This is a genomic window from Formicincola oecophyllae (assembly GCF_006542395.2).
GTDB lineage: Bacteria > Pseudomonadota > Alphaproteobacteria > Acetobacterales > Acetobacteraceae > Formicincola > Formicincola oecophyllae.
Genome location: NZ_CP038231.1, coordinates 1,850,452 through 1,875,517, shown reverse-complemented (window position 1 = coordinate 1,875,517; position 25,066 = coordinate 1,850,452). Strand labels below are relative to the sequence as shown.

The following is a 25,066-nucleotide window of genomic DNA, read 5'->3' as shown; positions in this document are numbered from 1 at the left end:
GGCGCTATACCCAAAACCTGCCAAGGGGCGTTGGAGGTCAGGGTTGGGTTAGGATGGCGGCTTTGCGTTGCTCAAACTCAGCGTCCGTCAAAACGCCTTTGCTGTGCAGGGCCGCGTATTTCTCCAACAGGGCCAGATTGTCCCGCTCCCGCTGGGTGGGGTCTGGCTTGCTTGGCGCCTGGGCCACAGGGGCTGCGTGCTGCGCGTGGAGGCTTGGCGCCGGGGTAGGTTGGGGTGCGGGCCCCGCGCTCTGACCAGCGCGTTGCCGGTCCTGGTGGGTTGGCAACATGCAAGCCAGAACCATCGCCACCATCCAGCCAAGCCCTGTTCCACCTAAGCACAGATTAATGAGGAAAACGCCCTGCTTGTTGATGACGCCCCGTTGGGAAGCCACCATGGTGGGAATGAAGTAGACACACAGCGCCACAACGCCACACACCAAAACCACGACAACGGCACCAAGATCTTCCAAAGCTCTGGTTCTCCTCATGCCACCATGGCGCGGTGTGGGGGTTGGGCGCGGTCCTGGTTGTGGGCAATGCTGAATGTGACGTGAACAGGCTGGGATGATCAAGCCCCTGCGGTGCCTTAGCAAGCAACTGCGCACAGGGTCGTGGTCTTTGCAGGCTGCACCAGCCCACACCAGCTTGGGCCTTCTCCTTACCCCTGATTGTAAGGGTTGGGGCCGTATTTGTTGGGGCCTGGCTGGCTGGGCAAGCATTCAAACACAAACTGCGCCACCGTCAGCGCCAGCCCGATGATGAACAGGGCGCCACCAGCCACCACCAGCGCATGGGCGTGTTCTGGGCAGGCGTGGCGTTTGGCTAAAGACCACAGCCCCCAGCCAGCTGCCAGGAAGGGCATGTTGATGAATACCCACCAAGCTGAACGGCCCGTGTCGTGAAGGCGCCGCACGCCAACAGCCAAGGTGGGCAGCAAAAGCCCCAGCCAGACCTGGGCGCTGAGGAGGTTGCCTGTGTTGAACAACATATCCCCCAGATTGGCCACCAGCACAGCCCCGAACTGGAACAGTGAACACCACCAGAACGCGCGCCTGGGGGAGCGGCCGCTGAACACGGCGTAGTTCTTCAAGGCCTGCATGATCCACCCCCAGCCATCCTGGGGCAGGGTTGGTGTAGCGCTGGTAGATGGGGAGGGGGGAGTGTTGTTCATGGTGTTTCCTGTTGGCTGGGAATGCTGGTGCTTGGAGGGTGGCACAAACCACCAGCCGTTGCAGCATGGAAACGACCCTGCACCTGGGCAAAGGATGTTGGCCCCCGTGACGAGGTGGCTGCGGTAATGCCCCCTAAAAGCCTAACCTACCCAGCCCCACCTAATTTTGCGCAGCCCTTAGTTCCCTTGGAGGAGTTCTGCTTTTTTGCGCTCAAACTCAGCGTCCGTCAGAACGCCCTGGGCGTGAAGGGCAGCGTATTGCTGCAGCAACGCTAGGCTGGCCAGTTCCTGCTGGGCGTCCCTGGGCTGTGGTTCCACTGTGGGGGCTTGAAGTGGCGCCTGGGCTGGTTCCTGAACGCCACTGCTCGGGCTTTCATTTTGGCCTTCATTTTGGGCTGCGCCCGTGCTTGCCGCTGGGTTTTCCGCACCCCCGCTTTCAAGCTCAAGGGCAGCGTAGGGGTTAGGGCCGTATGGATTGGGGTCAGGCTGACTGGGGCAAAGTAGGTAATATAATATGCTTAGAAAGTAGGCCGCCCAGCAAACTACCACAATGACTAAAATGGCAGCTGTAACGTGGACATCAGCATTTGGATAGCAATAAATGAACCCTTCCATCCCCAATGTGAATAAACACAAAACATAGACCTTAATTACAAGAGGCCTTGTCGTAGGGATAGCATCCTGAAGGCGGCGTGTTGTGACAGCCAGAAGAGGCACTGCCAAGCACAGCCCAAGCACCACGCTGGCCCCATGGCCCACAAAGGGCACAAACCAGGCCCCAGCCACCAGCAACACCATCCAAAAGATGAACCACCCATATTCTTGCCGCGTTGCTCGGCCTTCAAATGTTGTGCCCAGTCGCAGCGCGCGCAGGAACCACTGCCAGCCATTGTGGGGCAGTGTTTCAAGTGTGAGGAGGGTTGGATGGGGTTTGGGCATGGCCTGGTTTCAGAAAAAATTAGGTGTGATTAGGCGCAAAAACAGGGGGAAAAACAGAATTTTGGGCCGCCAGGCGCCCTGTTGCACTGCCGGTGCTTATACCTTCAGCGCCATCACTTTTCCTGGAGAAGCTCCGCTTTCTTCCGCTCAAACTCAGCGTCCGTCAAAACACCCTGGGCGTGAAGGGCTGCAAGTTTTTCCAGCAAGTCCAGCGTTTCCCGTTCCTGCTGGGTCTGGTCATGGTGCTGGGTAGAAGTGCGCTGGGTGGGCGGGGGCTGGCTTGGCGCAGGCGGCGCAGCGCCAGGTTGGGGTGCATAAGGATTGGGGCCGTATCTGTTGGGGCCAGGCTGGCTTAATTGGCAGTAGAAAACAAACAACGTAATGGCCAAAGCCAAGTAAGGCAGCAGAAGCACAACGCCGAGGAATGTCGTCAACACCAGAAAAGGGTCGCTGGTGGCATGGGGCATGGAAATGGCGTTCAGCCAGCCCAGCTCCACCATGGCTATGGGGTAGAAAGCGATAGCCCACCAGCTGGAATGGCCAGCGTCATGCAAGCGCCGCACTGAAACAGCCACCATGGGCAGGAACAGCGCCACCCAAAACAAAGCACTCAGGAAGTGCCCTGCTTTGAAAATCACATCCACCCAACCAATGAGAACGCTGAAGCCAAAAGACATGATGGCGAACCACCAAAAAGCCGCCCGTGGTGAGCGGCCTTTGAAGTCGCTGTAATGCCGCAACCCTTGCATGAACCAGTCCCAACCAGTGGGGGGCGTGTTTTTAAGGGGGGTAGGTGGCATGGTGGGGCCTTTAGGTAAGGGAGCAAGGGTGCTGCAGAACGGCCATGATAGTAAGCCCCCACCTCCTGAAGGCAAGGGCGCAGGGCACCCTGGATAAGGGCGGATTCCGCACGGCTTTCCCGCATGGTAGCCAGCCCCCAAGGCGCTGCCATTCAGTTAGGTGAACTGAGGAGCTGGGCCTTTTTGCGTTTAAACTCAGCGTCCGTCAAAACGCCTTTGCTGTGCAGGGCTGCGTATTGTTCCAGCAAGGCCAGGCTGGCCAGTTCCTGCTGGGCGTCCCTGGGGCGTGGCACGACTGAAGGCGCCTTGGGAGGCGCTTGGGGTTTGGGTGGCGTTGAAAGCGGTGCGGGCCGTTTGGGCTGAGGGGGCGCAGCTTCCATCACCTCAACCTGTTCCGCCCTCGCATGGGCCGAAGGCGCGCTTGCCAAGGGCCGTTCGCGCCCCGTTGGGGCAGGCTGGCCATGGGTGTTTGATGGTTGGTCCTGGTTGGCAGTTTGTTGCTCCTTCTTAGTGCCGCTTGGGCTTTCCACCCCTTCATCAAGGCCAAGGGCGGCGTAAGGGTTGGGTCCAAAGCGGTTGGCGCCTGGCTGGCTAGGGCGCAGCATGAACAAAACCAGCACAGCGCCACCCACCAGGGCAAAGATCCCCAAAAACCAAGTTATGCCTTTTTCCACCGCCGCCGCAGGGCCAAGGTCTTGAATGCCCTGGCTGTTCTCAAGGGGCACGGTGCAGCCATAAGCCAACATCATCAGGAAAAGCCCGCTGGCCAGGAGCTTGCCTGAATAGCCCGCGTCATGAAGGCGCCGCGTCGTGGCAGCCAGGAAAGGCAGTGCCAGGAACAGCCCAAGCGCCACACTGGCCTCATGGCCGACAAGGGGCGCAAACCAGGCCCCAGCCACCAAAAGCACTGCCCAGAAAACAAACCACCCATATTCCCGCCTGGTGGCGCGCCCTCCAAACACCAAGCTGCGACGCAGCGCGCGCAGGAACCACTGCCAGCCATTGCGGGGCAGATTGTCCAGGGTCAGCAGGGTTGGCCGGTAGCTTGGCTTGGACTGGGGCTGGGGCATGGTCAGGCAGCATTAGTGTTCACAGCAGCGTTCACAGCCCGGGCTTGCGCGGGCTGTAGGGGCGCACGCCAGGCGCAGGGCGCGGCTGCTCCGGCGGGCGGGTGCGGCGCCAGCGCCTGATTTTGGGGTGGGTGGTGCGCACCCTGGCAAGGGGGCGCTGGTAATGCACCGCCACCAGGCGGAAGTTCTTGCCCACCCATTCAAGCGCGCCCGACATCAGGATGACCATGATGCCCAGCATGGTCAGGAGGTCGAAATGGTCGTGGAAAATCGTCAGGCTGAAGCCGACCGTCCACAACATCTGGCTGTACTGGGTGAGGGAGACGCGGCTGGAGGACACCAGGCGGGAGGCGCTCATCAGCAGAAGCTGGCCAACCGCCATGAGGAACCCATAGCCGAACAAATCCCCCCACACCACAGCCCCCTGGGGCACCGCCAGCTGCCCAAGGGCCAAGGCCAGCAGGCCATTGCCCAAAAGGGGGCCGAAAATGGTGGCGCTGAACATCGTCAACGGGTTTTCAGCCCCAGCTGGCGCCATGCGGAAGGAAACCACGTTCAGCGCCAGGACGAACGCCACGGCCAGGGCGCACAGCTCGCCAACGCCAACCTCCTTCACGCCGGGGCGCAGAATCATCAGCACGCCAGCGAACCCCACCACCGTGGCCATCCAGGAGGAAGGGGGAACGTGCTCGTGAAGCAGCACAGTGGCCAGGATGTTGGTGATGAAGGGGCAGAGGAACATCAGCGCCATGGCCTCCGCCATGGGCAGAAGCATGAAGGCCTCCACGCTGAGAGCCGTTGCCAGGAACACAGCCACAGCGCGCAGCAGCCAAATGCCCCACATGCGCCTGCCCTCTGGCAGGAGCGCGCGCCAGGACGTGCCCTTTTGCTTGATGAAGGGCAGCAGGAGGAGGCCGAACAGGCCCCCCGTCATGGCCACTTCAAACGGCCCCAAACTGCCAGCCAGCAATTTGGAGAACAGATCGCTGATGGAGAAGGCCGCAAAACCCCCAAGCGCCAGCAGTGTGCCCACCATGGCCTGGCGGCGGGCTGCTGGCGGCTTGGGCACCACGGCTGCTGGCGTCACCACAGCCTGCACGGCTGGGTCTGTGGGGTGGCCTGCGGCCGTGAAGGTGTCTGGCGCCACAGCAAGGCCAACAGCGCCCAGGGGTGCGCCCTCCCCCCCCATGGGCTCACTTGCCACGTGGATGTGGTGCACAGGCGCCTGGCCCCCTTGGAGGGCTGAAAAGGCCCCGGCCAACGCTGAATCAAGCGCTGAGGGTTCAGCTGCGCGTTCAACCCCATGGTCGAGGGCGCTAGGTCCGAAGGCGCTAGGCGGCGCGCCCTCAGCCCCAGGGGGGGTTGCGCCTTGCGCCTGGCCGCCAGGGGCTGGGGATGGTTCAGCGTGTTGGGGTGCTTCAGCCATGGGGCGGCGTGCCTTGTGCAAAGGGGCCCAACCCTTGGCAAGGGTGGGCGGTGGGGGCGGCGAATCCCATGCGGTTACCAGCTTGCGCAGGCCAGGGGAAGGGTGGTTGCCCAGCAGGCGCGCTGGCCTTCAGCTGGCGGCCCATGGCCCTGATAAGGACAGGACTGTGGAACTGGAGTCAGGGAAGGGGTTCGGCAGGGTTAGTGGGTTTCAAGGCTGGTTCGTCAACGCGCACTGGCGAAGTGGCTGGGCCGCACATTTGCGCTGGCAGTGGCTGGCGCCATGAAAGAGGCCCTGCTTTGATGCTCACCTCCTTGATGTCAAAGCAGCGCCCCCGGTCGAAGACATTGCCTGAAACCCAGAACAGGATGGTGCCAAGCTCATCAGGGGGCCCCTGGGGCTTGGATAGGGTGTGGTTTTTGACCTGGGATTGGTTGGTCTGGGTGGCCTTGGTGGCCTGCGCCCCGGCCTGGGGGCTAGCAGGGGTGGCCTGGTCAGGGGGGGAGGTGTGCTTTGGCCCCAGAACGACCGTGCCGCCTTCATCAGCGGTGGGGGTGCCGTAGCTGCTTGTGGTGACGATCTCGTAAGGGCGTCCGTTGGGCCCTGTGAAGGTCAGCTCAGGCTCCGCAGGCAGACTGCAAGCGTGGTCTGAGAGGTTGGTGAAAGAGAGGCGCGTGCCATTGTGCGACATCCCAGCGTAGGACCCTGGCGGGTCTGGCTGGGTCAGCGCCACTTGGCCAGGTTGGCAAGGCGGCACAGGGGCTGCGCTGGCCACGCCTGCACTGAACAAGCCCACACTCAACCCAAACAAGCCTGCGCCCAGACCTGCAGAAGCCAGGCACCCCAGGGGTGCAAGGGGTGTGGGGGCCGCACAGGGCATGGCCTTGGTGGTGTTGCGCGTTTTCATCATGGCTCCTCCCTGCCCAACCCCTGGGCGTGTGGTCAAGCGCGGCTAGGCGGGCTGTGCTAGCGTGGCACTTCAACGCCACCCGTTTTGGAGGTCATCATGACCAGCCTGCCCGCTAACGCCTTTACCGTCATAGCAGAGTTCGCAACAGCTGCCCCCTCTTTCAAGGGGTTTCTGAAAGCTTGCCAGCAGGATGCTGCAGCATCCCTCGCCCATGAAAAGGGCGGCTGCCTGGCTTTTGAGGTGCTGGTGCCAGACACCCACCCAAGCCTTGACCAGCAGCAGGAGATTATGACGCGCACTGTCATCCTCCATGAGGTCTACAAAAACCGTGATGCTTTCCTAGCGCACAGCCAGACGCCGCATTTCAGCGCTTTTGAAGAAGCTGTGGCGGCTTTTGGCGCTAACCGTATCAGCATTCGCTACCTTACCCAGCAGCCGCCACTTTGAGGAATCACTTCAAAGCCAGCCCAGCCTAAAGGGCCTGCGCCTGAAGGGCTGGGGGCAGGTGCGCGGCCGCCCCTGGTTGCCGCGCCGCCCTGCTAGACTGTAAGGGAACAGGGGCGCCCTGCAGGTCCCAACCCTGCGAGTGTGCGCCCCAGCAACCAACAAAAACAATAAAGGCACTGGCATGAAACGTTCCCACTCCCCCCAACGCTTTCACCAGTGCCAGGACGTCCCCCACTCCAGGGGGCGGGGCGTTCTGCGCGCAGCGTGCCTTCTCCTGGCAGGGGTGGGGGCGGCCACCAGCCTGAGCGGCTGCATGTTGTTCTACCACGGGCCTGAGAACTACAGGCGCGACCGCCTGGCCTATGACAGGCAGCTGAGCACCAGCCAGAAGCAGGAGATGCTGCTTAACATCGTCCAGCTGCGCTATGGTGACGCCCCCACTATGCTGGAAACGATGCAGATCATCGCCAGCTACTCCTACCAGCACCAGGTGGGCGCTAACATCAGCGGTACACCCTGGAACGGCGGCGGGCCGCAAAGCTTCATCGGCGGCAATGGCAGCTACATGCTGCAGGACAACCCCACCGTCACTTACCAGCCCATGTCGGGGGAGGGGTTTGCCAACAACGTCCTCCAGCCCATACCGCCCAGTGTCATCCTACCTTTGATGCAGTCTGGCGCGCCTATCGACATTCTCCTGGCGCTGACGGCTGACTCACTAGGGGGGGCAGCCAACATGCGCGCCGTGATGGCCAGCAACAAAAGCCTCTACACCCGTTCCACCTCAACGCGTTTCGCGTGGCTTCTGAAGTCCCTCCATGAATTGCAGACCGATGACGCCCTGGGGGTGCGGCGCGTCCTGGGCCAGCCAGCCACCAAAACCACCCCAGCCAAGCCTGAGCACTCCTACCTGGTGTTCACCAACACAGGCGTGCCAGAGGTGACGGCGCTGCAGGAACGGGTAAAGGAGCTCCTCCACCTGCCCAGGGGCGCTACGGAGGCTGAGATCGTCTATGGCCGCAAGCCAGACGGCAAAACCCAGCTGCCCATCGTCACGCGCTCCATGCTTTCCATCCTCATGGATGTGGCCAGCACCATTGAGGTGCCTGAAGTCAACGTGAAGGAAGGCCTGACGACAGCCAGCGTCACCCCCACAACGGCGGGGCGCAGGCCTGTTATCGTCATCCGCTGCAGTACCTCAGCCACAGCGCCTGATGACGCCTACGTCTCCGTGCGGTATGGCAACGCTTGGTACTGGATCTCCAAAAAGGACATGCATTCCAAATCAGCCTTCGCCCTGCTGCAAATCATCAGCGGCCTGGCCAACAGCACCACAAGCCAGGGCGCTATGGTCACCATCCCCACAGGGGGGTGAGGGCAGCATGAGGGCCATGACGCCAGGACCATTCCTTCCAGGCAATCTCTCCAGGCCATTCCCCACCAGGGCGTTTCAGGCTAGTTTCCCACCAGCCACGCCGTGGGGCAGCCCGCAGGCCATGGCTGGCACGTTCAGGCACAGCCACCCACCCATCCGCGCAGCATTGGCGCAGGTGGGGCCAGGGGCGCGTCCCCTGTCCTGTGCCTGACGTCATACAGGGAGCACACATCATGACCGCCGCCACCCCAAGCCACGGCCGCATCAGCATTGGCCAGCACCTCATCAATCGCCTTCATGAGGCAGGGCTGCGGCGCCTTTACGGCGTTCCTGGCGACTTCAACCTGGAGTTCCTCGAACTACTGGTGAAGGATGGGCGCATCAGCTGGATTGGCTGCTGCAACGAGATGAACGCAGCCTACGCGGCAGACGGTGACGCGCGCCTTTCAGGCTTTGGCGCTGTGCTGACGACCTATGGCGTTGGCGACCTTTCAGCGCTGCAGGCGGTGGCTGGCGCGCGGGCAGAATGCGTGCCCGTGCTTTCCCTGGCGGGATTGCCGCCGCTTAATGCGGTGGACAACCGCTTCCCCCTCCACCACACGTTGCTCAATGGTGATTATGAGGACGTACGCGCAGCCTACCGCCCCTACACAGCTTCCCAAGGGCGGGTGGAAGCCCACAACGCAGCTGAGGTGATCGACCGCGCCATCACTGACGTGTTCCAGCAGAAAGTGCCTGCCTACCTTCAGCTGCCCTGCGACCTGTGTGACGTTACCATTCCCACCCCCCGCACCCCGCTGGCCTTGGATCTGCCTGAAAGCGACCCTGGAACCCTTGCCATGGTGACCAGTGCGTTGGCTGGGAAAATCAGCCAGGCACGCCAAGGCATTGTGCTTGTGGACGCCCTGGTGGCGCGCTACGGCCTTGAAGAGCAGGTGATGGACTTCATCACGCGCACAGGCTTGCCCTACGCTCTTCTGCCAACATCGCGCACAGTGCTGGAGCGCAACCACCCCCTTTACCGCGGCATCTATAACGGCCGCGCCAGCGTGCCAGCCGCCCCAGGCTTTGATCTGGACAGCTACGTGGCGGGGGCGGATTGCGTTGTGGGAGTGGGGACGCGCCTTTTTGAATTCTCCACAGGCTTTTTCAGCGCCGCTATTCAAAGCGGCGCCTGGTGTAATGTGGAACCCTATGGCCTGCGCCACGGCTTCGCCACGCCAGCGCTTGGCAAAGGCAAGGTGGTGACGGGCGCGCGCATGGGCGACATTCTGCGTGCCACAGCCCAGGCGTTGCCAGCCCCCAAAGCGGCCAGCGGGCCTGCGCCCAAGCGCACACTGCCCCCCCTAGCCACGGACAAGGCCGCTTGGAACGGCGCTGTGTTCTGGAACCGCATTGCCCATTTCCTGCGCCCTGAAGACGGCATCTTCACCGATATGGGCACCTGCAGCGCTAACCTGGCCGCTGTGGATTTGCCTGAAGGGGCGCGCTTCAACATCCAGACCATCTGGGCTGCCATCGGCTATGCCACACCTGCCGTGATGGGCCAGCAAATGGCCAGCCTAGGCCTGGGGGAAAAGCGCCGCCATGTTCTGTTCACAGGCGAAGGTGCCTTCCAGCTAACAGCGCAGGAGATCTCCACCATGATGCGCCACCACCTCAACCCGGTGGTGTTCGTCATCAACAACCGTGGCTACACGGTGGAACGCTGCATCCTGGGCGAGCACGCCCCCTTCAACGATGTAGCGCCGTGGCGTTACGCTGCCTTGCCCAAAGCCTTGGGGGAGGAAGGGCGCAGCCAAAGCTTTGAAGTGCGCGACCAGCAGGAGCTTGAAGTGGCCCTGGCAGCAGCGGAAAACCCCAGCAAACTCACCTTGATTGAAGTCCACCTGGAACCGTTGGATGCGCCTGAGGGGCTGTGGAAAATGGGCAAAGCCATTGCAGACATGGACTACAGCCGCAGCGTGTGAACGCTGCCAGGGGACGGCTGCCTGAAACAGGGCTGCCATGCCTGCCCCTTGGCATATTGGCTTCCTTGCCCCTGGGGTGAAGGTAGTTGCCAGCCCTGGCCCTGCACCCAGCTGGAAGAATGTTTCACCATTCTAGAGTGGGAGCTAGGGGCTTGGATCCTTGAGCTCCAGCTGGGGTTTTGGCCTGCCAGGCCCCACCAGCAGCCAAGGTGATTGGCCACCTTTTTCCTGGTTTTGCCAGCGTTGCTGGGGCTGTTTGAGGTCATAAAGCAGGTCATGAATAATGTAACAGTTGGTTTTTACCTAAAATAACCAGGCGCCAACACGCTTGAAGGGTTTTGGCCAGCGCCGCTTCAGGTTAGCATGGCACCATCTTGAAGCCCCCAGCCACCTGGCCTGGGCCGGTGCTTCATGCCGCCCCGGCCCCACGGCTGGCATGGTCGCTTCCCCGCTTATTGGTCACGGCACGCAGCATGGGTGCCAAGCCAGCCTGGACGCGCCAGTGCCCTGCGCCTTGTTACGGCCTGGCTGGCTGTCGCGCGCCACGGCCCGTGCTTTCTGGCGCAGGGCACCACCTTGCCGTTGCAACCAGGAACACAGCCATGCCCCGTGCCAGCGCAAGCCTACCCCCCAACCACGCAATCCCCCCCAGCAGCGCAGCAACCAGCCAGGGCAGCGCTAGCCAGCCCAAACAGCACCGTGCCTTGGCGCGCTGGGCAAGCGTTGGCGTGCTGGCCTTGCTGGCCGCTGGCTGCCAGCAAAGCGGCACTTACGGCAGCCCGGACCAGGACTGGGCCATGGCCCACCCTTTGATGTGCGCTGCCTCCAACCTCTACTGCCCTGTGGAGGCCCTGCCCACCATCCTGCCTGAACAGGAACCTGAAGACCCAGCCGACCCTGTGCGTTCCACCCGCAATGGCGTGACCAACTGCATTGAACGCTGGGGCAACACTGACCACCCCAACTGGATGAAGCTGGGCCAGTGCCAGAACGGTCTTTTCCGCCGCTGGGCGGAAGGCGGGCACATGGATGGCGCCGTCATCGATGATTTTGAACGCACCAACCTAGCCAACGCAGCCCAGGTGCAGTCTGGCCAGATGTCGCCTGACGCTGAACGCCTTCATTTCCGCCTGGGGATGGAGGAAGCGGCCCTCTCCCATCCCACCACCTGGAAAGCCAACCCCGACATCGCCCCTCTTAAAATGCTGGGCTGGCAAACCAGGCGCTGCGTGAACAAGTTCAAGCCCATGGGCCAACTTGTGGAGGCAGCCCTGTGCCGCAACATGGCGCTAGCCACTTGGGCGCGGCGCACAGGCAGTTACAAGCTGACCGACCTTCAACCCATGTTCGATGGCAACGTGGCCATTTCCCAAGCGCTTGAAAACAAGCAAATCACCCTTCAGCAGGCTTTGGAGCGCTACCAAGCGCTGCAGCGGCAAACCAAGCTTGATTTCAGCCTCAAAGGGCGCGAAGCCCAGGAATGGCAGCGTTCTCAACGCTGGTTCGCCCAAAAACGCGAAGATGAACTGGCCGAATGCACCAACCTTTACAGCTGGAACGCCTCGCCAGCATGGGATGGCCTGGCGCATTGCTACAACAGCGCCTGGTACCGTTGGGCCATGGCCACCCAACATACGGAGCACGACATCATGCCAGTACTGAAAACCAACCTGGAGGTTGCAGCCCAGCAAAAAGCAGGCGCCATCACGCCTGCGCGCGCGCAGGAAATCAGGGCTGCGGCTGAAAAGCAGTTCCACAGCCCAACGCTGTTCGTCAGTGGTCTGGCTGCGGCCACAGCGCCAGCCCCCCAGCAACACTGAAAACCAGCCCGCTGGCGCAGGCCTCCCCACCCTTGGGGTATGGCCTGAAAGCGCCTAGGGTTATGGGCAATCCAACCTGGGCGCGCCCAGCCATGTTCACCCCTGTGGCCACGCCCCAACCCCACTGTTAGGAAAAACCATGCCCAAGATTTCCCTCAACAACATGCCTGAGACGGCGCCCAAGGCCATCAAGCTCAAATGGACCACCACGCGTGACGCCAACGACCTCCCTAAAGAGGAAAAAGGCATTTTCGTGATTGAAAGCGAACGCAACGGCGTGATTTTTGTTGGGTCTGGCGCCATTGGCGAACGCGTCCTGGCGCGGCTGGAGGAAAAGCCTTTTGAGGCTTACATCAAGCATGGGCTGCGTTTCGCTTGGGCGCCTTTTGACGAGAAGGGCCGTTCTAAAGCTGTAGTGGCGTGGCTGCAGTCGCGCTACAACCCGCGCCTCAACGCCAAGACCAACAGCGCCTCTGAGGAGATCCCCGTCAACTTGCCTTTCCCCGTGGCCAGCTGAAGGCCCTGGTTAAGGTTAATGGCTTTCAGGCCATTATGCGGCCTGGGGGCTTTTTCTGAGCCCTTCACACGTGCTTCCAGCCAAGGCTGGCTTGCTGGGCACAGGGTGGGTCAGGATAGCTCATAAAATGCGCCCCCACGGCAGTATGACCAGTGTGACCGGGGCCTGGGAAACCTGCCCCTGAACCAGCGCCTGTTATCCAGAGGGGGCGTTTGTTTAGGCGGGGCAAGCGTCAAGTCACCCAACCTGAGGCATGGGGGAACATCTACCCCTGCAGGGCTTCAACGCAGCCTCAGCGCCAGACTTGACCTGTTGAACGCGTTTGAAGCTACCAGCGGTCAGAAATCAGCCCCGTGCTTGGGGTCTTCAAGCCAGGGCATAGCCGTCCAGGCTGTAGGGGGCATTGGCGCGGTGGTAGCGCGCATGGCGCAGCACGTTTGGTGCTTCCCCTCCCCCTTGGCTTGCCCCTTCCTGGCTGTTCTTGGCGTGACTGTCCTTCGTATGGCTGTCTTGGAACGTCATGGTTTCAGAACGCGCTGTGACGCCAGCCTGCGCCAAGCGCGCCAGGTTGGCTGGCCGCCAAGTCACGGCTTCCGGCTCCTCCACAGCGCTGCCCTGCTGGCTGGCCAAGCAGGCAAGCCAGTCAGCCGCCAGATCGATCTGGCCTGTTTGAGGGAAGGGCTGGTTGTCTGCCATGGCGGTGGCCGCCAGCGAAACATCACCGCACACACCTTCAAAACCAGCCGCCATGTTGATTTTGGCGCGCAGCTCTGGCTTAGGGCGGTCCTTGTCATCCATCACCACCAGGAACAAAACCCCCACACCAGCGGGCGCCCGGCGCACAGCGTTGATGAAGCGCGCCGTTAGGGTGAAGGTCAGCGGCTTGAACTGCGCTTCCTTGCCCACATGGCATTCAGCACGCCCATAAGCCCCGCTGAGGATGACAGCGTCATAGCCGCAGGCCAGGCCAACGCCCTCCCCCCCTGCTGTGGGCACCGCCAGCAGGGCGCCAAGGCCAGAGGGGTGGAAATCAGTTGGGTAGACATTGAGGATGGCAGCCAGCATCTCAGCTGGCACAATAAATTTCACGATGTGGTCAAGGGCAGATGCCACGGGATCTCTCCTGCAGGGGCTAGCTAGGGGTGGGGCAGAATGGCGGGGGTTTAACGCCTGCGCTGGGGGGCATGGCGCGCTGGCACCAGGGTGGGGTGGCGGCGCGGTAGGAAGAACAGGATGTTCTCACCCTGCCCTGAAGCGGTCGGGAATGCCAGCTCCACGGGTGGACCGCCGTAAGAGGCGCAGATGGTAGCGCTGACGCTGCTGTGGTTTTGGTAGCGTTCCATAGTGTTGTCGTCTGGCATCAGGTCCTGGTCGCCCTCAGTCGCCACTTCAGCGCCACCTTCCCCCTGGGCGTCAACAGCGGTGAAGCGCCATGCCGGCACGTCAGGCGCTTGGCAGTAGCCGACTTCCTCAGCCGTTACACGTACACCGTTCCACAAAACGGAGGAAACAGTGGCGCTTGTGGCCACAGGGGGGTTCCACTCAAAAGCGCCCATCAGGGGGGTGGCGTAGTTCCACCCCACATAGTGTTTGCCAGCTCGCTCCACCCAGGGGGAAAAGCGCAAGGCGTCAATCTGCACACCCTCTGGCCTGGAACGCGTCCTCAAGGGGGTGTCGGTCAAAGGGGCAAAAGCTTTGGCAGCAGGCGCTGTCAGCGCTGCGATAACGGGGCGGCTGAACACAAAGCCGTAGGGGACGCGCGCCAGGCGCAAATCGGCCCCGCTGCCTGAATCGCGCTCGCGCTTCTCTGCCGCCAGGTCGCGGGGGCTGTAGACGGCCGTGCTGCCACCGCGGCGCGATGGTGCCAGGCCATCAGCCGTGGCCAGGCCAATGGCCAGCATGTAGTGGCCGCCATGGGGCCCTGGCACCGTGAAGGGCACATGGGCGCGGCCATGGGCTGGAATGCAGGCGCCCTGATGGATCAACGTGGGGTCGAGGTAATCGGTCGGGTCCCCCTTGATGGTGACGAGGATGGGGGTGAAGTCCGCCTGATGGTGGCAGGAGGGAAGGTCAGGCCCACCGCGGGCGATGTTGATGCTGATGGTCTGGGGGGCCTCGTCATCGCGGTACTGGCGGAAAACCAGCGTTGGCACCAGGTCAGGCTCCCCAATCAGGGCTGAGCGATCCATAAGGGAGGAAACACGCCACATGGGCAGGAACTGGCGCTTGGGGCCCTGTGTGTGGGCTTGCCCCTGGCCGCGCTGCGCCTTGCCCCGCCCTTGGACGCCAGCGCCCTTGTTGCCTAGAAGGACGGTGTCCACCCCCACCACCACATCGTAAAGCCTGCCGCGTGGGTGGGTGACGCCAGCAATGAAAGGGGCGTCCATAGCTGAATCGCCATCATCATCCTGGCCATAGGCAGGGGAGGCCTCCTGCGCGCTGATGACCTGCGCGCGCACTGCGGGCGCCAGTGCCAATGTGGCGGCGCCAGCTGCAAGCCATGCCAGGATGCGGTGGGGGGTCGTCATGGTGTCGTCACGTCCTTTTGCAGGCTTTGCCTCTATGGGCTTGCTTCTAGGTGTAGGTGTGCCTTGCCGCAACAACCATCCTCAACACGGGCTTGGGCCTTCAGCGCCCACGCCGCCTGCGCGGCGGGCGGTGGGCAGCCACGCACAGCCCCACACTAATGGTCACGCACAGCAGGGCACACCATTCAGCCACGCTGGGCCAGCGCCGCGCCCACAGAAAACCGTAAAGCAGCGCGAACATGGTTTCGCACACAACCATCTGCCCCACCAGGGTCAGGGGCAGCAAGCGCGACATCCGCCCCCACAGCGTGTTGCCTACAATGGAGGCCAGAACACCCACCCCCAGGCTAGCCACAACCAGGCGTTCCCACACAGGCCAGCTGTAGCTGTGGACTGCTGGCAGCATGAACGGCACCAAAAGCAGCGTCTGCGCGCCAGCGCACAGCCCAATCAGCAAGTTCCAATCATGTTCTGAAACCGTCACGCGCTTAAGCCAGCGGCTGTTGCCGATGGTGAAAGCAGACCACAGAACAAGCGACCCCACAGCGCACAGCACGCCCACAGCCATGGTGGTTTCAGAGGCAACCGTGCTGCCACTAGCCTGGGCTGCAGCCCCCCCTAGCCCCGTGGCGCGCGCCACCGCCTGCCAACCAATGCACACAGCGCCTGCAGCGCAGAACAGGAGTGACGGCCACAGCTTCCGCAAAGGGACAGCACCCTTGTCACGCGCGCCAATCAGCGTGACCACCACAGGCGAAAATCCCGTGATAAGGGACGTAATGGCGACACCGCCATTGAGCACGGCTTTGGAAAGGAGGAAATAGTAAAACGTGTTGCCTGTGAAGGCCAGCCAGGCTGCGCCGCGCCAATCAGCCCAGGTCAGCTTCCGCGCCAAGGACCGCAGCCGTGGCGCCACCAGCGCCAGCGAAAGTAGGCCATAGGCCAGGTAGCGCCCCACAGTGATTTCAAGCGGGCCGCAGGGGCGGACCATTTCAGGCACCACGAACACCCCGCCCCAAAGCGCTGTGGCGCCAAGGCCGTAGAGGATGCCCAGCATCAGCCGCCCTGGCGGTTCCTCCCCTTGGGTGGGTGGGGTGTTTGGCTGAGGGTGGGCTGGGCCTGTTTCTGGCATTCCCAGTTCAACAGCCCCAGGGGCAGAGGTGATGGGGGGCAAGGAGGACATGATGGGCGCAGGCTCCTGCAGGCACAGCTCTAAAACGGGGATGATAAAGCGAAACCCCCCAGCTGAACAGGCGCCCTAACAGGGCCTGACCAAAGCTTGGCCCCAAGGACGCTGTGGCAGAGGGGCGCCCTTGGGCAGCCCCCCAGAGGCAGGCGCTGCAAGATAGGCCAGGGCAGCTTTTTCTCTTGACCGCGCTGAGGTGAGCAGGCTACATCACAGCTGCCTGGTGCTGGTTCGGTGGCAGAATGGTGATGCAGCGGACTGCAAATCCGCGAATGTGGGTTCAATTCCCGCCCGAACCTCCAGGCCAGAATTGGCCATGTACTTCCCAAACCCCACCAGCCCAGCCCGGCATGGTGGGGTTTTTGTTTTCAAAGGGCTTGTCGGCGTTACCTGGCGTATATGCCGTGGCCTTCCAAGGGGCATGGCCTTGCCTTAAGGTGTCTTTAACCAGCCCCACCCAGGACCTCTGCATACCTAGAAACAGGGACCGCCAGGCCCATGATTGATGAGACCATGACCGCAGCCAACGCTATCCCCTTCGCAGGGCCTTCCCATTTCTGCAGCGCTACCATGGCCCGGCCCAGCTTGGGCGCTTGGGGTGTGCTGGCCGCCTTGGCGATTCTGGCAGGGTTGGGGGGCAACGCACAGGCCCAGGGCACAAGTGCCACAGCAGCGTCATGCGCTGTGCTTCTGCGCAATGCCCAAGCAGACGATGACGGCATCACCAAAAGCTGGGAGCAGATGAAACCGTCTGAGCGCAAGCTCCTTTGGCCGCAGCTTTACAAAAGCGCCACCCATGAGCTGGCCCGCGAAGTCCCGCGCCAGTGCCCTGCTGAAAAGCACGTTTCCACAGCGCCAGCGGACCTACTGCCCAAGGCCACAGCGCTTTACAGCCAGCTTAGGGATTTGTGAGGCGCCCCAGCACTTAGCCCCCAGCCAGGATCGCTTGAGCTGCGCGTTCAGGACTGCCTGGGCGTGGTCACATCACAAATCTGGCTTAGTTATATATTGGGCTTATCTGTAGCGGTCGCATCCAGAAACGCCTGGAGGATGTAGGCAGCCGCCATTTTGTCCACCACCTCAGCGCGTTTGGCGCGGCTAGCGTCCGCCTCCTGGATGAGGAAGCGGTTGACAGCGCTTGAGGACAGACGCTCATCCCACAGCGCGCAGGGCAGGCCCAGACGCTCAGCGATGTCCCCCCCCCAATCATGGGCTGCGCGCGCAGCAGGCCCAAAGTCGCCATCAAGCGAAAGGGGCAGCCCCACCACAAGCCCGCCAATGCCGTGGCGGTGCACTAGGTTTTCCAGCTCAACCACGTTTTGCGCCATTTTGCCCCGCTTGAGGGTAAGCAGCGGCGAAGCCAGCGTGAGGGAGACGTCAGAAAGCGCCAGGCCGATTTGGCGTTTGCCAGGGTCAACCCCCAGCAAGCGCGTGCCGGGGGGGAGGAGCGGGCGGAGGTCGTGTGGATTGAACAAAGCCATGGGGGGGCGTTATACCCTTCATTCACGGAACAGGGTTAACGAAATCTGGCCCCCCAGGCCAGCACGCGAGGATTCACCATGGCACTTGATGACAAAGCCGTCGCCCACATCGCCAAATTGGCGCGCATTGGCCTGGCGCCAGAGGAGGTGGCCGCTTTCCGCCAGCAGATGGAAGGCATTGTCGAATGGGTGGGTATGCTGGAGGAAGTGAACATCGCTGGCGTTCCTCCCATGGTGGGCACAGGCCTGGCTACACCCCGCCTGCGCGCTGATGAGGTGACAAACGGCACCGCCACTGGGGGTGACTGCCGCGAAGCCGTGCTGGAGAACGCGCCAGACCGCGTGGGACCCTACTACACCGTGCCAAAAGTGGTTGAGTGAGGGAGCGTACAGACATGACAAGCAGCACGACCACAGGCAACATGACCAACAGCACAGCGACCAGCACCAAGCCCACCAAGCTGACTGACCACACACTGGCCAGCGCGCGCGATGGGCTGCGCAACAAGGACTTCACGGCGCTTGAACTCACAAACGCCTTCCTGGACGCCATTGAACGCCTGGATGGCCAGATCAACAGCTTCATCACGCGTACGCCTGAACAGGCCCGCCAGGCGGCCCGCCAGGCAGACGAGGCCATCGCTAAAGGCCAGGCCAAGGCGCTGACGGGCATTCCCCTTGGCATCAAGGACCTGTTTGCCACCAAGGGGGTGCGCACCACAGCGGCCAGCCGCATCCTGGGGGACTTCACCCCCCCTTATGAAAGCACGGTGACGCAAAACCTGCTTGATGACGGCGCGGTGTTCCTGGGTAAGCTCAACCTTGATGAGTTCGCCATGGGGTCCACCAACCTCACCTCTGCTTTCGGCGGCGTGGAAAACCCCTGGAAGCGCCATGGCTCTGACGCTAAGCTGGTGCCTGGCGGCTCCTCAGGGGGTTCTGCCGCAGCTGTTGCCGCTGGGCTTTGCTTGGGTGCCACAGGAACGGACACAGGCGGTTCCATCCGCCAGCCAGCTGCTTATTGCGGCATCACCGGCATCAAGCCCACTTATGGTCGCTGCTCGCGCTTTGGGCAGATCGCCTTCGCAAGTTCCCTCGACCAAGCTGGGCCCATGGCGCGCACCCTCCAAGACTGCGCCATCCTGCTGGAGAGTATGGCAGGTTTCGACCCCAAAGACGCCACCAGCGTCAACCAGCCCGTGCCCCGTTATGAGGCAGCCTTGGGTAGGTCCATCAAGGGCATGAAAATCGGCATCCCGCGGGAGTACCGCGTCCCCGGTATGCCTGCCGACATCGACAAACTCTGGCAGGAGGCCGCAAGCTGGCTGAAGGCGGCTGGGGCTGAGGTGGTGGATATCTCCCTGCCGCACACCAAACACGCTCTGCCCACCTATTACATCGCCGCCTTGGCGGAGGCCTCCTCCAACCTGGCGCGCTATGACGGTGTGCGCTACGGCATGCGCGCTGAGCGCCCAAGCCTAGACGAGATGTACGAGGCCACCCGCGCTGAAGGCTTCGGGGAGGAAGTCAAGCGCCGCATCCTGCTGGGCACTCACGTGCTCTCATCAGGCTACTACGATGCCTACTACCTGCGCGCGCAGAAGGTCCGTACGCTAATTCAGCGCGATTTCCTGCGCGCTTTTGAGGAGGTGGACGTTATCCTCACCCCCACGGCCCCCTCTGGCGCCTTCGCTTGGGATGAAAAGCCCACTGACCCTGTGCAGATGTACCTCAATGACGTCTTCACCGTGCCCGCCTCCCTGGCTGGCGTGCCTGCCCTCTCCCTTCCAGGCGGGCTGGACAGCCAAGGTGTGCCCCTTGGGCTGCAGCTCATCGGACGCTTTTTTGGGGAGGAGGACATCATCGCAGCCGGCCACGTTGTGGAGCAGGCCGCAGCTTTCGCCACCACCCCCAAGGGCCGCCCCGCCCTCCATGCCAGCCACTGAGACCCAACCAGGAGAGAACGATCATGAGCGATTACCGCATCACCGGCGAGACCGGCGAATGGGAAGTGGTGGTTGGGCTTGAGGTGCACGCGCAGGTGGTCAGCAACGCCAAGCTGTTCTCTGGCGCCTCCGCCACCTATGGCGGCCAGCCTAACGAGCATGTCAGCCTGATTGACGCTGCCATGCCAGGCATGTTGCCCGTCCTGAATGGGGAGGCCGTGGCCCAAGCCGTGCGCACGGGGTTGGGCCTTCAAGCCAAGATCAACCTTTTCAGCCGTTTTGACCGCAAGAACTATTTCTACGCCGACCTGCCCCAAGGCTACCAAATCACCCAGTTTGAATTCCCCATCGTGGGCACAGGCCTGGTGAAAACGGAACTGCCAGACGGCACAGCCGCACAGGTGGGCATCACGCGCCTCCACCTGGAGCAGGACGCTGGCAAGTCCCTCCATGACCAGGACCCGAAGCGCTCCTTCATCGACCTCAATCGCGCTGGCGTGGCCTTGATGGAAATCGTCAGCGAGCCAGACATCCGCAGCCCTGAGGAGGCGGGCGCTTATCTGCGCAAGCTGCGCCAGATCCTGCGCTACCTTGGCACCTGCGATGGCAATATGGAGGAAGGCTCCATGCGCGCTGACGTCAACGTATCCGTGCGCAAACCGGGGGAAGACTACCGCACGCGCTGCGAAATTAAGAACGTCAACTCCGTGCGCTTCGTCATGCAGGCGATTGAGGCCGAAGCCCGCCGCCAGGTGGAAGTGTGGGAGGCCGGCGGCACTGTTGACCAGCAGACTCTGGCTTTCGACCATGTCAAGAACGAAACAAGGCCGCTGCGCAGCAAAGAGGACGCCCACGACTACCGCTACTTCCCAGAGCCAGACCTCCTACCCCTGCAAATCACCCAGGAATGGGTGGATGGCCTCAAGGCCGCCCTGCCAGAGCTTCCTGAGGAAAAACGCGCCCGGCTGGAGGGTGACTATGGCGTCACCCCCTACGAATCAGGCGTGCTGACGGCAGAACAGCCTGTGGCTGATTTCTATGAGGCCACCGTGTGGGGGCCTGACTTCGCCAGCCACAAGGGCCAGAAGGCGCCTGAAGACATCGCCCGCTTGGCCGCTAACTGGATGCTGGGCGATTTCTTCGCCGCTCTCAACCGCACGGGCACCCATGTGGAGAACAGCCCCGTCAGCGCTTTGGCTCTGCGCGAGCTCCTCTCCCTCATCCTGGACAAGACCATCAACGGCAAAATCGCCAAGGAGGTGTTCGAAACCATGGTGGAACGCGGCGTGGCGGGCAAGCCCACCTCAGCCAAGGCCATTGTGGATGAGAAGGGCCTGCGCCAGGTGACTGACACAGGCGCCATTGAGCGTGAGATTGACGCCGTGCTGGCCGCTAACGCCGACAAAGTGGCGGAGTACAAAAGCGGCAAGGACAAGCTGTTCGGCTTCTTCGTGGGCCAGACCATGAAAGCCATGAAAGGCAAAGCCAACCCCGCCATGGTCAATGAGCTTCTCAAGCAAAAACTCTCTTGAGCGGCGCCATCTAGGCTAACCAGCCGTGAAAGCCGCTGCGACACCGCGCCGCATGAAATGCAAGTGGCAAGAAGCAGCGGCTAATAGGCGCCAAGACAGCGGCGCCATCTAGGCTAACCAGCCGTGAAGCGAAGGGGCCTTAGCGAACCCCGCATAAGGCGAAGCCTGTTAAAGCTGGAGCGCAATAAGTCGCCTGGCTTTAGGGATTCAAGACAACCCGGAGGGCGTAGAAGCGGGATTTGTCGGAGCGCAGAACGCAGTTCAAGCGTAGAAAGAACCCCGCGAGGCCCCTTACAAGAGATGCCGAGTGCGTTAGGGCGGAATCCCTATAGGGCGCAAGCGCGTTAAGGCCGGCGCATTATGCTGCCAAAATGTCTAAGTGTATGTCGGAATTGATGAAGGCAGGCCAGTTAAGGGAAGTTCGTGGTCTGCCGCCAAGTTATTTGCAAAATTGGCTTAAGCATGGCTTTAGGCAGGCATAGGTTTGGTAAGATTTGGCAGCCCCTACGCTGCAGCTGAACAGGCGCGGACCGGAACCGGCAGGAAGCACTCAGGTGCCGTAAGCCGTGAAATTGAGCCACACGCCATCAGTAGGAACGGCATTGGCACCTCCAGCAGGCGTTGAGATCACAAGGGCTGTGAAGCCTTTGCTGGTGAGGTCCTTGGCAGCGAAGGCCACGGGGGCGTCCCCTGGGGGGTTCAGCGCCTGGGCCGTCACGCTTGCCGCGTTGTTGAACGCTTGAGGGAAGGTCACGTAATCACCGTTTTTAACGCTGCGGTCAAAAATTTGCATAATGGCGTTGTTCAAGCCCTGCACCTGCAGGCCCTGGTATTTGGTGACATAGTGGTCGTCAGCCCACTGGCCTGAGATGGCCAGGTTGAAATTGCCAGCTTCGTCAATGTACTCGATGCCGGCAGGCTTGGTCTTGGCGCTGTCGACAAATTGACTCTTGATGGCCACCATCTTAAGCGACATATCATCGAGGTGCTGGTTGCCCTGCACAAACCCTTGCTGGGCCAGCGTGCCCTGGTTGATGGCCTGCATGGGCTCATCACTGGCGGGCAACCCTTGCACGGGGTTTGGCACCAGCATGGGCACGGAGGCCACAACGGAGGGGTAGCCGCCCTCGTCTTTCCCAGTCGTATCGCCCACCGCCAAGAGGGGCACCCTGCCCGTGGCCTGGCCCTGGCCTGCGCTGTAGGCAACGATGTTGCCATCATCTTGGAACACCATGGCAACGCCGTTGCCGGCATTGAGGCCATTGCCATTCATGTTAATGGCGCCGGCCATCGTCCCGCCATCAAGCGACAATTTGCTGTCTTCGGCCTCTATCGCTCGGAATGTTTCTTGGGCGAGGCCTTTTGCAGGGGCGATTCCAGGCAAGGTGAAGCTGGTTGTCCAGGAAGGCCCGGCACTGCCGTTGCTGAGGGTGGAGGTGCTGTTGAGCGTCACATGATAGTCTGTCATGGGTCATCCTGCTCGCATGAGGTGGAAAAGCTGACATTGCCATGCCCACCTCTGTTCAGGCCTCTGGACCGTAGGCCAGGATGTCCACAGTGATGGGGGTGGCGATAGGGCTGCCATCCTTGGCGTAAAGTCCAATGACGAACCCCTTGGGGTCGCGCGCATGGCCAGCCTTGCGGCAGGCTGTGACGGGGGCGTTGCTTAAATCCGTGGCGGTGGCCAGGACTTGCTGGTCATAAGCGCCAGCGAAGGCGACCGGGAACGCGATCCAATCGCCATCCTTGGCGGAGACGGTGAAGGGCTGGGAAAGGCGGCGCTGGTTGCCAGGCGCCGCCACCATGGCGTTGGCGCTGCTGTTGAGCAGGCACCCATACAGCCCCGAAAACATCCAGGTCCAGGGGTTGGTGCCCTTGGGCTGGCTTGGTGAGTGCACCTGCACAACGCCGCTGCCAACGCCATTGCCATCCAAATAGTTGTAAAGCGTGAAGTCAGTGTCAGCCGCTGGCAGGTTCAACGTCAGGAAGGGGCTGGAGGACAGCGGGGCCGTGGCGCTGGGGTGGGCCATGTTGATGTCCCCCACAACCTGCCCGCCAGCGCGGGCCAGGTAACCGCCCAACTGCGCTGTGGTGGCGTAGGTTTTAAGGTCGCTTTTGGTGGCGCAGCCACTCAACTGGGAGAGGGTGGCGTAGTCCTTCAAGTCATCAACAGTCGCGTAGCTGGCAAGCTCGCTCACCGTGGCCACCCCTGGCAGGGTGAAGCTGGTTGTCCAGGAAGGCCCGGCGCTGCCATTGCTGAGGGTGGAGGTGCTGTTGAGCGTTACATGGTAGTCCGCCATGGGAAGCCTTTCCGTTTCATGTGTTTTTCGTGCAGTGCCCGGTACAGGCCTGTTTCAGGCTTCCACACCGATAGCGAGGACGGTCACACTCACAGGGGTGGTGACGGGCGTGCCATCTTTGAGGTACAGCCCAATGTGGAAACCCTGGATGTTGGGCTGGTATCCCGCCTTGACGCAGGCCGTGACAGGGGCGTTGCCTAGATCCATGGCTGTGGCCATGATGTGCTGGTTGTCCGTGGAGGAGAAAGCGATGGGAAACGCGATCCAGTCACCATCCTTGGCGGAGACGGTAATGGGCTGGAGCAGGCGCCGCATATTGCCGGGCGCCGCCACCATGGCGTTGGAGCTGCTGTTGAGCAGGCAGCCATGCTTGCCTGAGAACCACCAGTTCCAAGGGATGGTGCCTTCAGCCTGGCTTGGTGAGTGCACCTGCACAACGCCACTGGCCACCCCTGAATCATCCAGCTGGTTGTAGAATTTGAAGAAGCCTTCCTTGGCGGGCAATTCCATGGTCAGGACCGGGCTGGAGCTCCAAGCCGCCGTGGCTGTGGCGTTGGTCAGGTTCAGAGGCCCAGTGAGGGCGCCGCCCGCCAAGGGAAGATAACCATTCAGCTGCATTTGAGTGGCCACCCCTGGCAGGGTGAAGCTGGTTGTCCAGGAGGGCCCGGCAGCGCCGTTGCTGAGGGTGGACGCGCTGTTGAGCGCCACATGGTAATCTACCATGGGAATGAAGCCTCGTGGTTTGCTTAGTTTATGGAAGCATTGGTGTGCGGCGGGTTGATGGGGCCATCAGCAGCGGTTGCGCGTGGCAGCAGCGGTGCCACGCCTTTCCCCAGCACAGTCACGGTCCCATCGGCGGTGATGGCGCAGGTGTCCTGGTGCAGTTCAGGCGCGCCTGGGGAGAGAGGCCCGAAATCACGCACCATGACAAAGCGCGCCAAGGGATGGGAAAAGCGGTAGGCCGCCAGCAGGCGCTGCCATGGGGCGCTGTCCAGGTCAGGGGCCTGCGCTCCGCTGACCTCATAAGGGGGGCCGAACAGACGGAACGGCGGCAGGGCATCAGGGCCATCGCAAGTGACGCCCACATGAAAAACCCCGCCCCCTTGGGAAGGGGCGGGGGTAACCGTGGCCAGGCCAGGCGCGCTGTGGAGGCGCTGGCTGAGTGTGGTATGGTTCATGGTTGGATGTCCTTTTGAATAAAGGCCAGGGTCCTTCAAACCGGGCCTTCAACGATGAAGACGTACCATTGGCGGCCAGGGTTCTTGCAGTCGCCCGTCTGGCTCGTGCCGCTGGGGGAATCGACCTCAACCGCGTTGAGTTGGAAACCGCTTGGTTGCAGGTTGAGGATGCTGACCGGCACAGAGGTGTTGCCATTGGAAGCGGTGATGCACGTGCCCACCACGCAGGGCATCCCCTTGAACGGCTTGGGGAAGGTCACGGTGTCGCCTGGGCTGTACCAGCCATCCATATAGCCCTTGGCCACATTGTACCCTGCCCAATTGGAGGGTGCGAACAGCACCTGGTTCTCGGCCTCAGTGGCGATGCCCGGCAGCGTGAAGCTACTGGACCAGGAAGGCCCGGCAGCGCCATTGCTGAGGGTAGAAGCGCTGTTAAGCGTCACATGGTAGTCCGCCATGGCGTTGTCT

General features: G+C 62.1%; 25 protein-coding genes and 1 tRNA gene. 10 read left to right on the top strand and 16 right to left on the bottom strand.

Going from position 1 to position 25,066, the window contains the following annotated elements; all coding sequences use genetic code 11:
• Positions 1–37: 37 nt before the first annotated feature.
• From E3E12_RS08910 to E3E12_RS08360, 7 genes are all read right to left on the bottom strand, one after another.
• Positions 38–472, bottom strand: coding sequence for a superinfection immunity protein (locus tag E3E12_RS08910; RefSeq protein WP_168194427.1), 435 nt, complete (start codon positions 470–472; stop codon positions 38–40).
• Positions 473–660: 188 nt separating this feature from the next.
• Positions 661–1,173, bottom strand: coding sequence for a DUF805 domain-containing protein (locus E3E12_RS08385; protein ID WP_141443892.1), 513 nt, complete (start codon positions 1,171–1,173; stop codon positions 661–663).
• A gap of 177 nt (positions 1,174–1,350) precedes the next feature.
• Entirely contained in the window at positions 1,351–2,112 is a 762-nt protein-coding gene (locus E3E12_RS08980) for an SHOCT domain-containing protein (protein WP_206338684.1), read from the bottom strand.
• A gap of 113 nt (positions 2,113–2,225) precedes the next feature.
• Positions 2,226–2,912 carry a DUF805 domain-containing protein gene (locus E3E12_RS08975; protein ID WP_206338683.1) on the bottom strand — a complete coding sequence of 229 codons (687 nt, stop codon included), beginning with the start codon at positions 2,910–2,912 and terminating at the stop codon, positions 2,226–2,228.
• Positions 2,913–3,064: 152 nt separating this feature from the next.
• The gene (locus E3E12_RS08370) at positions 3,065–3,982 is read right to left on the bottom strand and encodes a DUF805 domain-containing protein (RefSeq protein ID WP_141443891.1); all 918 of its coding nucleotides are present in this window, start codon (positions 3,980–3,982) and stop codon (positions 3,065–3,067) included.
• A 31-nt stretch (positions 3,983–4,013) separates the two neighbouring features.
• A complete protein-coding gene (locus tag E3E12_RS08365) occupies positions 4,014–5,408 on the bottom strand; it encodes a DMT family transporter (RefSeq protein WP_240810501.1) in 1,395 nt (464 codons plus the stop codon).
• Positions 5,409–5,586: 178 nt separating this feature from the next.
• The gene (locus E3E12_RS08360) at positions 5,587–6,318 is read right to left on the bottom strand and encodes a hypothetical protein (protein WP_141443890.1); all 732 of its coding nucleotides are present in this window, start codon (positions 6,316–6,318) and stop codon (positions 5,587–5,589) included.
• Between the two features lie 96 nt (positions 6,319–6,414).
• Here E3E12_RS08360 and E3E12_RS08355 point away from each other — a divergent pair, with 96 nt between their 5' ends.
• The 5 genes from E3E12_RS08355 to E3E12_RS08335 all read left to right on the top strand — a co-directional run bounded on the left by E3E12_RS08355 (position 6,415) and on the right by E3E12_RS08335 (position 12,447).
• The gene (locus tag E3E12_RS08355; RefSeq protein ID WP_240810500.1) at positions 6,415–6,765 is read left to right on the top strand and encodes a putative quinol monooxygenase; all 351 of its coding nucleotides are present in this window, start codon (positions 6,415–6,417) and stop codon (positions 6,763–6,765) included.
• Between the two features lie 181 nt (positions 6,766–6,946).
• Positions 6,947–8,140, top strand: a complete 1,194-nt coding sequence (locus E3E12_RS08350) for a hypothetical protein (RefSeq protein WP_141443889.1) — start codon at positions 6,947–6,949, stop codon at positions 8,138–8,140.
• A gap of 233 nt (positions 8,141–8,373) precedes the next feature.
• Positions 8,374–10,110, top strand: a complete 1,737-nt coding sequence (locus E3E12_RS08345; RefSeq protein WP_141443888.1) for an alpha-keto acid decarboxylase family protein — start codon at positions 8,374–8,376, stop codon at positions 10,108–10,110.
• A 602-nt stretch (positions 10,111–10,712) separates the two neighbouring features.
• Positions 10,713–11,930, top strand: coding sequence for a hypothetical protein (locus tag E3E12_RS08340; RefSeq protein ID WP_141443887.1), 1,218 nt, complete (start codon positions 10,713–10,715; stop codon positions 11,928–11,930).
• Between the two features lie 139 nt (positions 11,931–12,069).
• On the top strand, positions 12,070–12,447 hold the full coding sequence (locus tag E3E12_RS08335) for a hypothetical protein (protein ID WP_141443886.1): 378 nt from the start codon (positions 12,070–12,072) through the stop codon (positions 12,445–12,447).
• A gap of 366 nt (positions 12,448–12,813) precedes the next feature.
• Here E3E12_RS08335 and E3E12_RS08330 read toward each other — a convergent pair whose 3' ends face one another.
• The 3 genes from E3E12_RS08330 to E3E12_RS08320 form a co-directional block, all read right to left on the bottom strand.
• Positions 12,814–13,560, bottom strand: coding sequence for a hypothetical protein (locus E3E12_RS08330; RefSeq protein WP_141443885.1), 747 nt, complete (start codon positions 13,558–13,560; stop codon positions 12,814–12,816).
• Positions 13,561–13,610: 50 nt separating this feature from the next.
• Complete coding sequence (locus E3E12_RS08325; RefSeq protein ID WP_141443884.1) at positions 13,611–14,975, bottom strand: hypothetical protein; 1,365 nt, start codon at positions 14,973–14,975, stop codon at positions 13,611–13,613.
• Between the two features lie 100 nt (positions 14,976–15,075).
• Complete coding sequence (locus tag E3E12_RS08320) at positions 15,076–16,158, bottom strand: DMT family transporter (RefSeq protein ID WP_240810499.1); 1,083 nt, start codon at positions 16,156–16,158, stop codon at positions 15,076–15,078.
• A gap of 231 nt (positions 16,159–16,389) precedes the next feature.
• On the opposite strand from E3E12_RS08320, the gene E3E12_RS08315 reads away from it, so the two are divergent.
• Together E3E12_RS08315 and E3E12_RS08310 are read left to right on the top strand one after the other, a co-directional pair.
• A tRNA-Cys gene (locus E3E12_RS08315) sits at positions 16,390–16,463 on the top strand.
• 196 nt (positions 16,464–16,659) lie between these two features.
• A complete protein-coding gene (locus E3E12_RS08310; RefSeq protein ID WP_141443883.1) occupies positions 16,660–17,073 on the top strand; it encodes a hypothetical protein in 414 nt (137 codons plus the stop codon).
• An 89-nt stretch (positions 17,074–17,162) separates the two neighbouring features.
• Here the strand turns inward: E3E12_RS08310 and ruvX are convergent, their stop codons facing one another.
• On the bottom strand, positions 17,163–17,642 hold the full coding sequence (gene ruvX / locus E3E12_RS08305; protein WP_141443882.1) for a Holliday junction resolvase RuvX: 480 nt from the start codon (positions 17,640–17,642) through the stop codon (positions 17,163–17,165).
• A gap of 78 nt (positions 17,643–17,720) precedes the next feature.
• Between ruvX and gatC the strand changes: the two genes are divergently transcribed.
• The 3 genes from gatC to gatB are packed head-to-tail and all read left to right on the top strand — an operon-like array spanning position 17,721 to position 21,120.
• On the top strand, positions 17,721–18,023 hold the full coding sequence (gene gatC, locus E3E12_RS08300; RefSeq protein ID WP_141443881.1) for an Asp-tRNA(Asn)/Glu-tRNA(Gln) amidotransferase subunit GatC: 303 nt from the start codon (positions 17,721–17,723) through the stop codon (positions 18,021–18,023).
• 41 nt (positions 18,024–18,064) lie between these two features.
• Complete coding sequence (gene gatA, locus E3E12_RS08295) at positions 18,065–19,588, top strand: Asp-tRNA(Asn)/Glu-tRNA(Gln) amidotransferase subunit GatA (protein WP_141444201.1); 1,524 nt, start codon at positions 18,065–18,067, stop codon at positions 19,586–19,588.
• A gap of 23 nt (positions 19,589–19,611) precedes the next feature.
• On the top strand, positions 19,612–21,120 hold the full coding sequence (gene gatB / locus E3E12_RS08290) for an Asp-tRNA(Asn)/Glu-tRNA(Gln) amidotransferase subunit GatB (RefSeq protein WP_141443880.1): 1,509 nt from the start codon (positions 19,612–19,614) through the stop codon (positions 21,118–21,120).
• A 550-nt stretch (positions 21,121–21,670) separates the two neighbouring features.
• Here gatB and E3E12_RS08285 read toward each other — a convergent pair.
• Genes E3E12_RS08285 through E3E12_RS08265 form a run of 5 tightly spaced genes read right to left on the bottom strand, consistent with a single transcriptional unit; the run spans position 21,671 to position 25,056 of the window.
• Positions 21,671–22,588 (bottom strand): hypothetical protein, encoded by a 918-nt coding sequence (locus tag E3E12_RS08285; RefSeq protein ID WP_141443879.1) that lies wholly within the window; start codon positions 22,586–22,588, stop codon positions 21,671–21,673.
• Positions 22,589–22,643: 55 nt separating this feature from the next.
• Positions 22,644–23,420, bottom strand: coding sequence for a hypothetical protein (locus tag E3E12_RS08280; protein ID WP_141443878.1), 777 nt, complete (start codon positions 23,418–23,420; stop codon positions 22,644–22,646).
• 54 nt (positions 23,421–23,474) lie between these two features.
• Positions 23,475–24,143: a hypothetical protein gene (locus tag E3E12_RS08275; RefSeq protein WP_141443877.1), complete on the bottom strand. Its 669-nt coding sequence runs from the start codon at positions 24,141–24,143 to the stop codon at positions 23,475–23,477.
• A gap of 23 nt (positions 24,144–24,166) precedes the next feature.
• Entirely contained in the window at positions 24,167–24,598 is a 432-nt protein-coding gene (locus E3E12_RS08270; protein ID WP_141443876.1) for a hypothetical protein, read from the bottom strand.
• 35 nt (positions 24,599–24,633) lie between these two features.
• On the bottom strand, positions 24,634–25,056 hold the full coding sequence (locus E3E12_RS08265) for a hypothetical protein (protein ID WP_141443875.1): 423 nt from the start codon (positions 25,054–25,056) through the stop codon (positions 24,634–24,636).
• Positions 25,057–25,066 lie beyond the last annotated feature (10 nt).

Bases quoted from the DNA above. Each gene is read 5' to 3' on its own strand.
- E3E12_RS08360 (WP_141443890.1), bottom strand. From the start codon at position 6,318: ATGATGAAAACGCGCAACACCACCAAGGCCATGCCCTGTGCGGCCCCC.
- E3E12_RS08280 (WP_141443878.1), bottom strand. From the start codon at position 23,420: ATGGCGGACTACCATGTAACGCTCAACAGCACCTCCACCCTCAGCAAT.
- gatA (WP_141444201.1), top strand. From the start codon at position 18,065: ATGACCAACAGCACAGCGACCAGCACCAAGCCCACCAAGCTGACTGAC.
- E3E12_RS08265 (WP_141443875.1), bottom strand. From the start codon at position 25,056: ATGGCGGACTACCATGTGACGCTTAACAGCGCTTCTACCCTCAGCAAT.
- E3E12_RS08355 (WP_240810500.1), top strand. From the start codon at position 6,415: ATGACCAGCCTGCCCGCTAACGCCTTTACCGTCATAGCAGAGTTCGCA.
- E3E12_RS08370 (WP_141443891.1), bottom strand. From the start codon at position 3,982: ATGCCCCAGCCCCAGTCCAAGCCAAGCTACCGGCCAACCCTGCTGACC.
- E3E12_RS08325 (WP_141443884.1), bottom strand. From the start codon at position 14,975: ATGACGACCCCCCACCGCATCCTGGCATGGCTTGCAGCTGGCGCCGCC.
- E3E12_RS08340 (WP_141443887.1), top strand. From the start codon at position 10,713: ATGCCCCGTGCCAGCGCAAGCCTACCCCCCAACCACGCAATCCCCCCC.
- E3E12_RS08365 (WP_240810501.1), bottom strand. From the start codon at position 5,408: ATGGCTGAAGCACCCCAACACGCTGAACCATCCCCAGCCCCTGGCGGC.
- gatC (WP_141443881.1), top strand. From the start codon at position 17,721: ATGGCACTTGATGACAAAGCCGTCGCCCACATCGCCAAATTGGCGCGC.
- E3E12_RS08350 (WP_141443889.1), top strand. From the start codon at position 6,947: ATGAAACGTTCCCACTCCCCCCAACGCTTTCACCAGTGCCAGGACGTC.
- E3E12_RS08310 (WP_141443883.1), top strand. From the start codon at position 16,660: ATGATTGATGAGACCATGACCGCAGCCAACGCTATCCCCTTCGCAGGG.
- E3E12_RS08270 (WP_141443876.1), bottom strand. From the start codon at position 24,598: ATGAACCATACCACACTCAGCCAGCGCCTCCACAGCGCGCCTGGCCTG.
- E3E12_RS08335 (WP_141443886.1), top strand. From the start codon at position 12,070: ATGCCCAAGATTTCCCTCAACAACATGCCTGAGACGGCGCCCAAGGCC.
- ruvX (WP_141443882.1), bottom strand. From the start codon at position 17,642: ATGGCTTTGTTCAATCCACACGACCTCCGCCCGCTCCTCCCCCCCGGC.
- E3E12_RS08345 (WP_141443888.1), top strand. From the start codon at position 8,374: ATGACCGCCGCCACCCCAAGCCACGGCCGCATCAGCATTGGCCAGCAC.
- E3E12_RS08975 (WP_206338683.1), bottom strand. From the start codon at position 2,912: ATGCCACCTACCCCCCTTAAAAACACGCCCCCCACTGGTTGGGACTGG.
- E3E12_RS08385 (WP_141443892.1), bottom strand. From the start codon at position 1,173: ATGAACAACACTCCCCCCTCCCCATCTACCAGCGCTACACCAACCCTG.
- gatB (WP_141443880.1), top strand. From the start codon at position 19,612: ATGAGCGATTACCGCATCACCGGCGAGACCGGCGAATGGGAAGTGGTG.
- E3E12_RS08285 (WP_141443879.1), bottom strand. From the start codon at position 22,588: ATGACAGACTATCATGTGACGCTCAACAGCACCTCCACCCTCAGCAAC.
- E3E12_RS08275 (WP_141443877.1), bottom strand. From the start codon at position 24,143: ATGGTAGATTACCATGTGGCGCTCAACAGCGCGTCCACCCTCAGCAAC.
- E3E12_RS08320 (WP_240810499.1), bottom strand. From the start codon at position 16,158: ATGTCCTCCTTGCCCCCCATCACCTCTGCCCCTGGGGCTGTTGAACTG.
- E3E12_RS08980 (WP_206338684.1), bottom strand. From the start codon at position 2,112: ATGCCCAAACCCCATCCAACCCTCCTCACACTTGAAACACTGCCCCAC.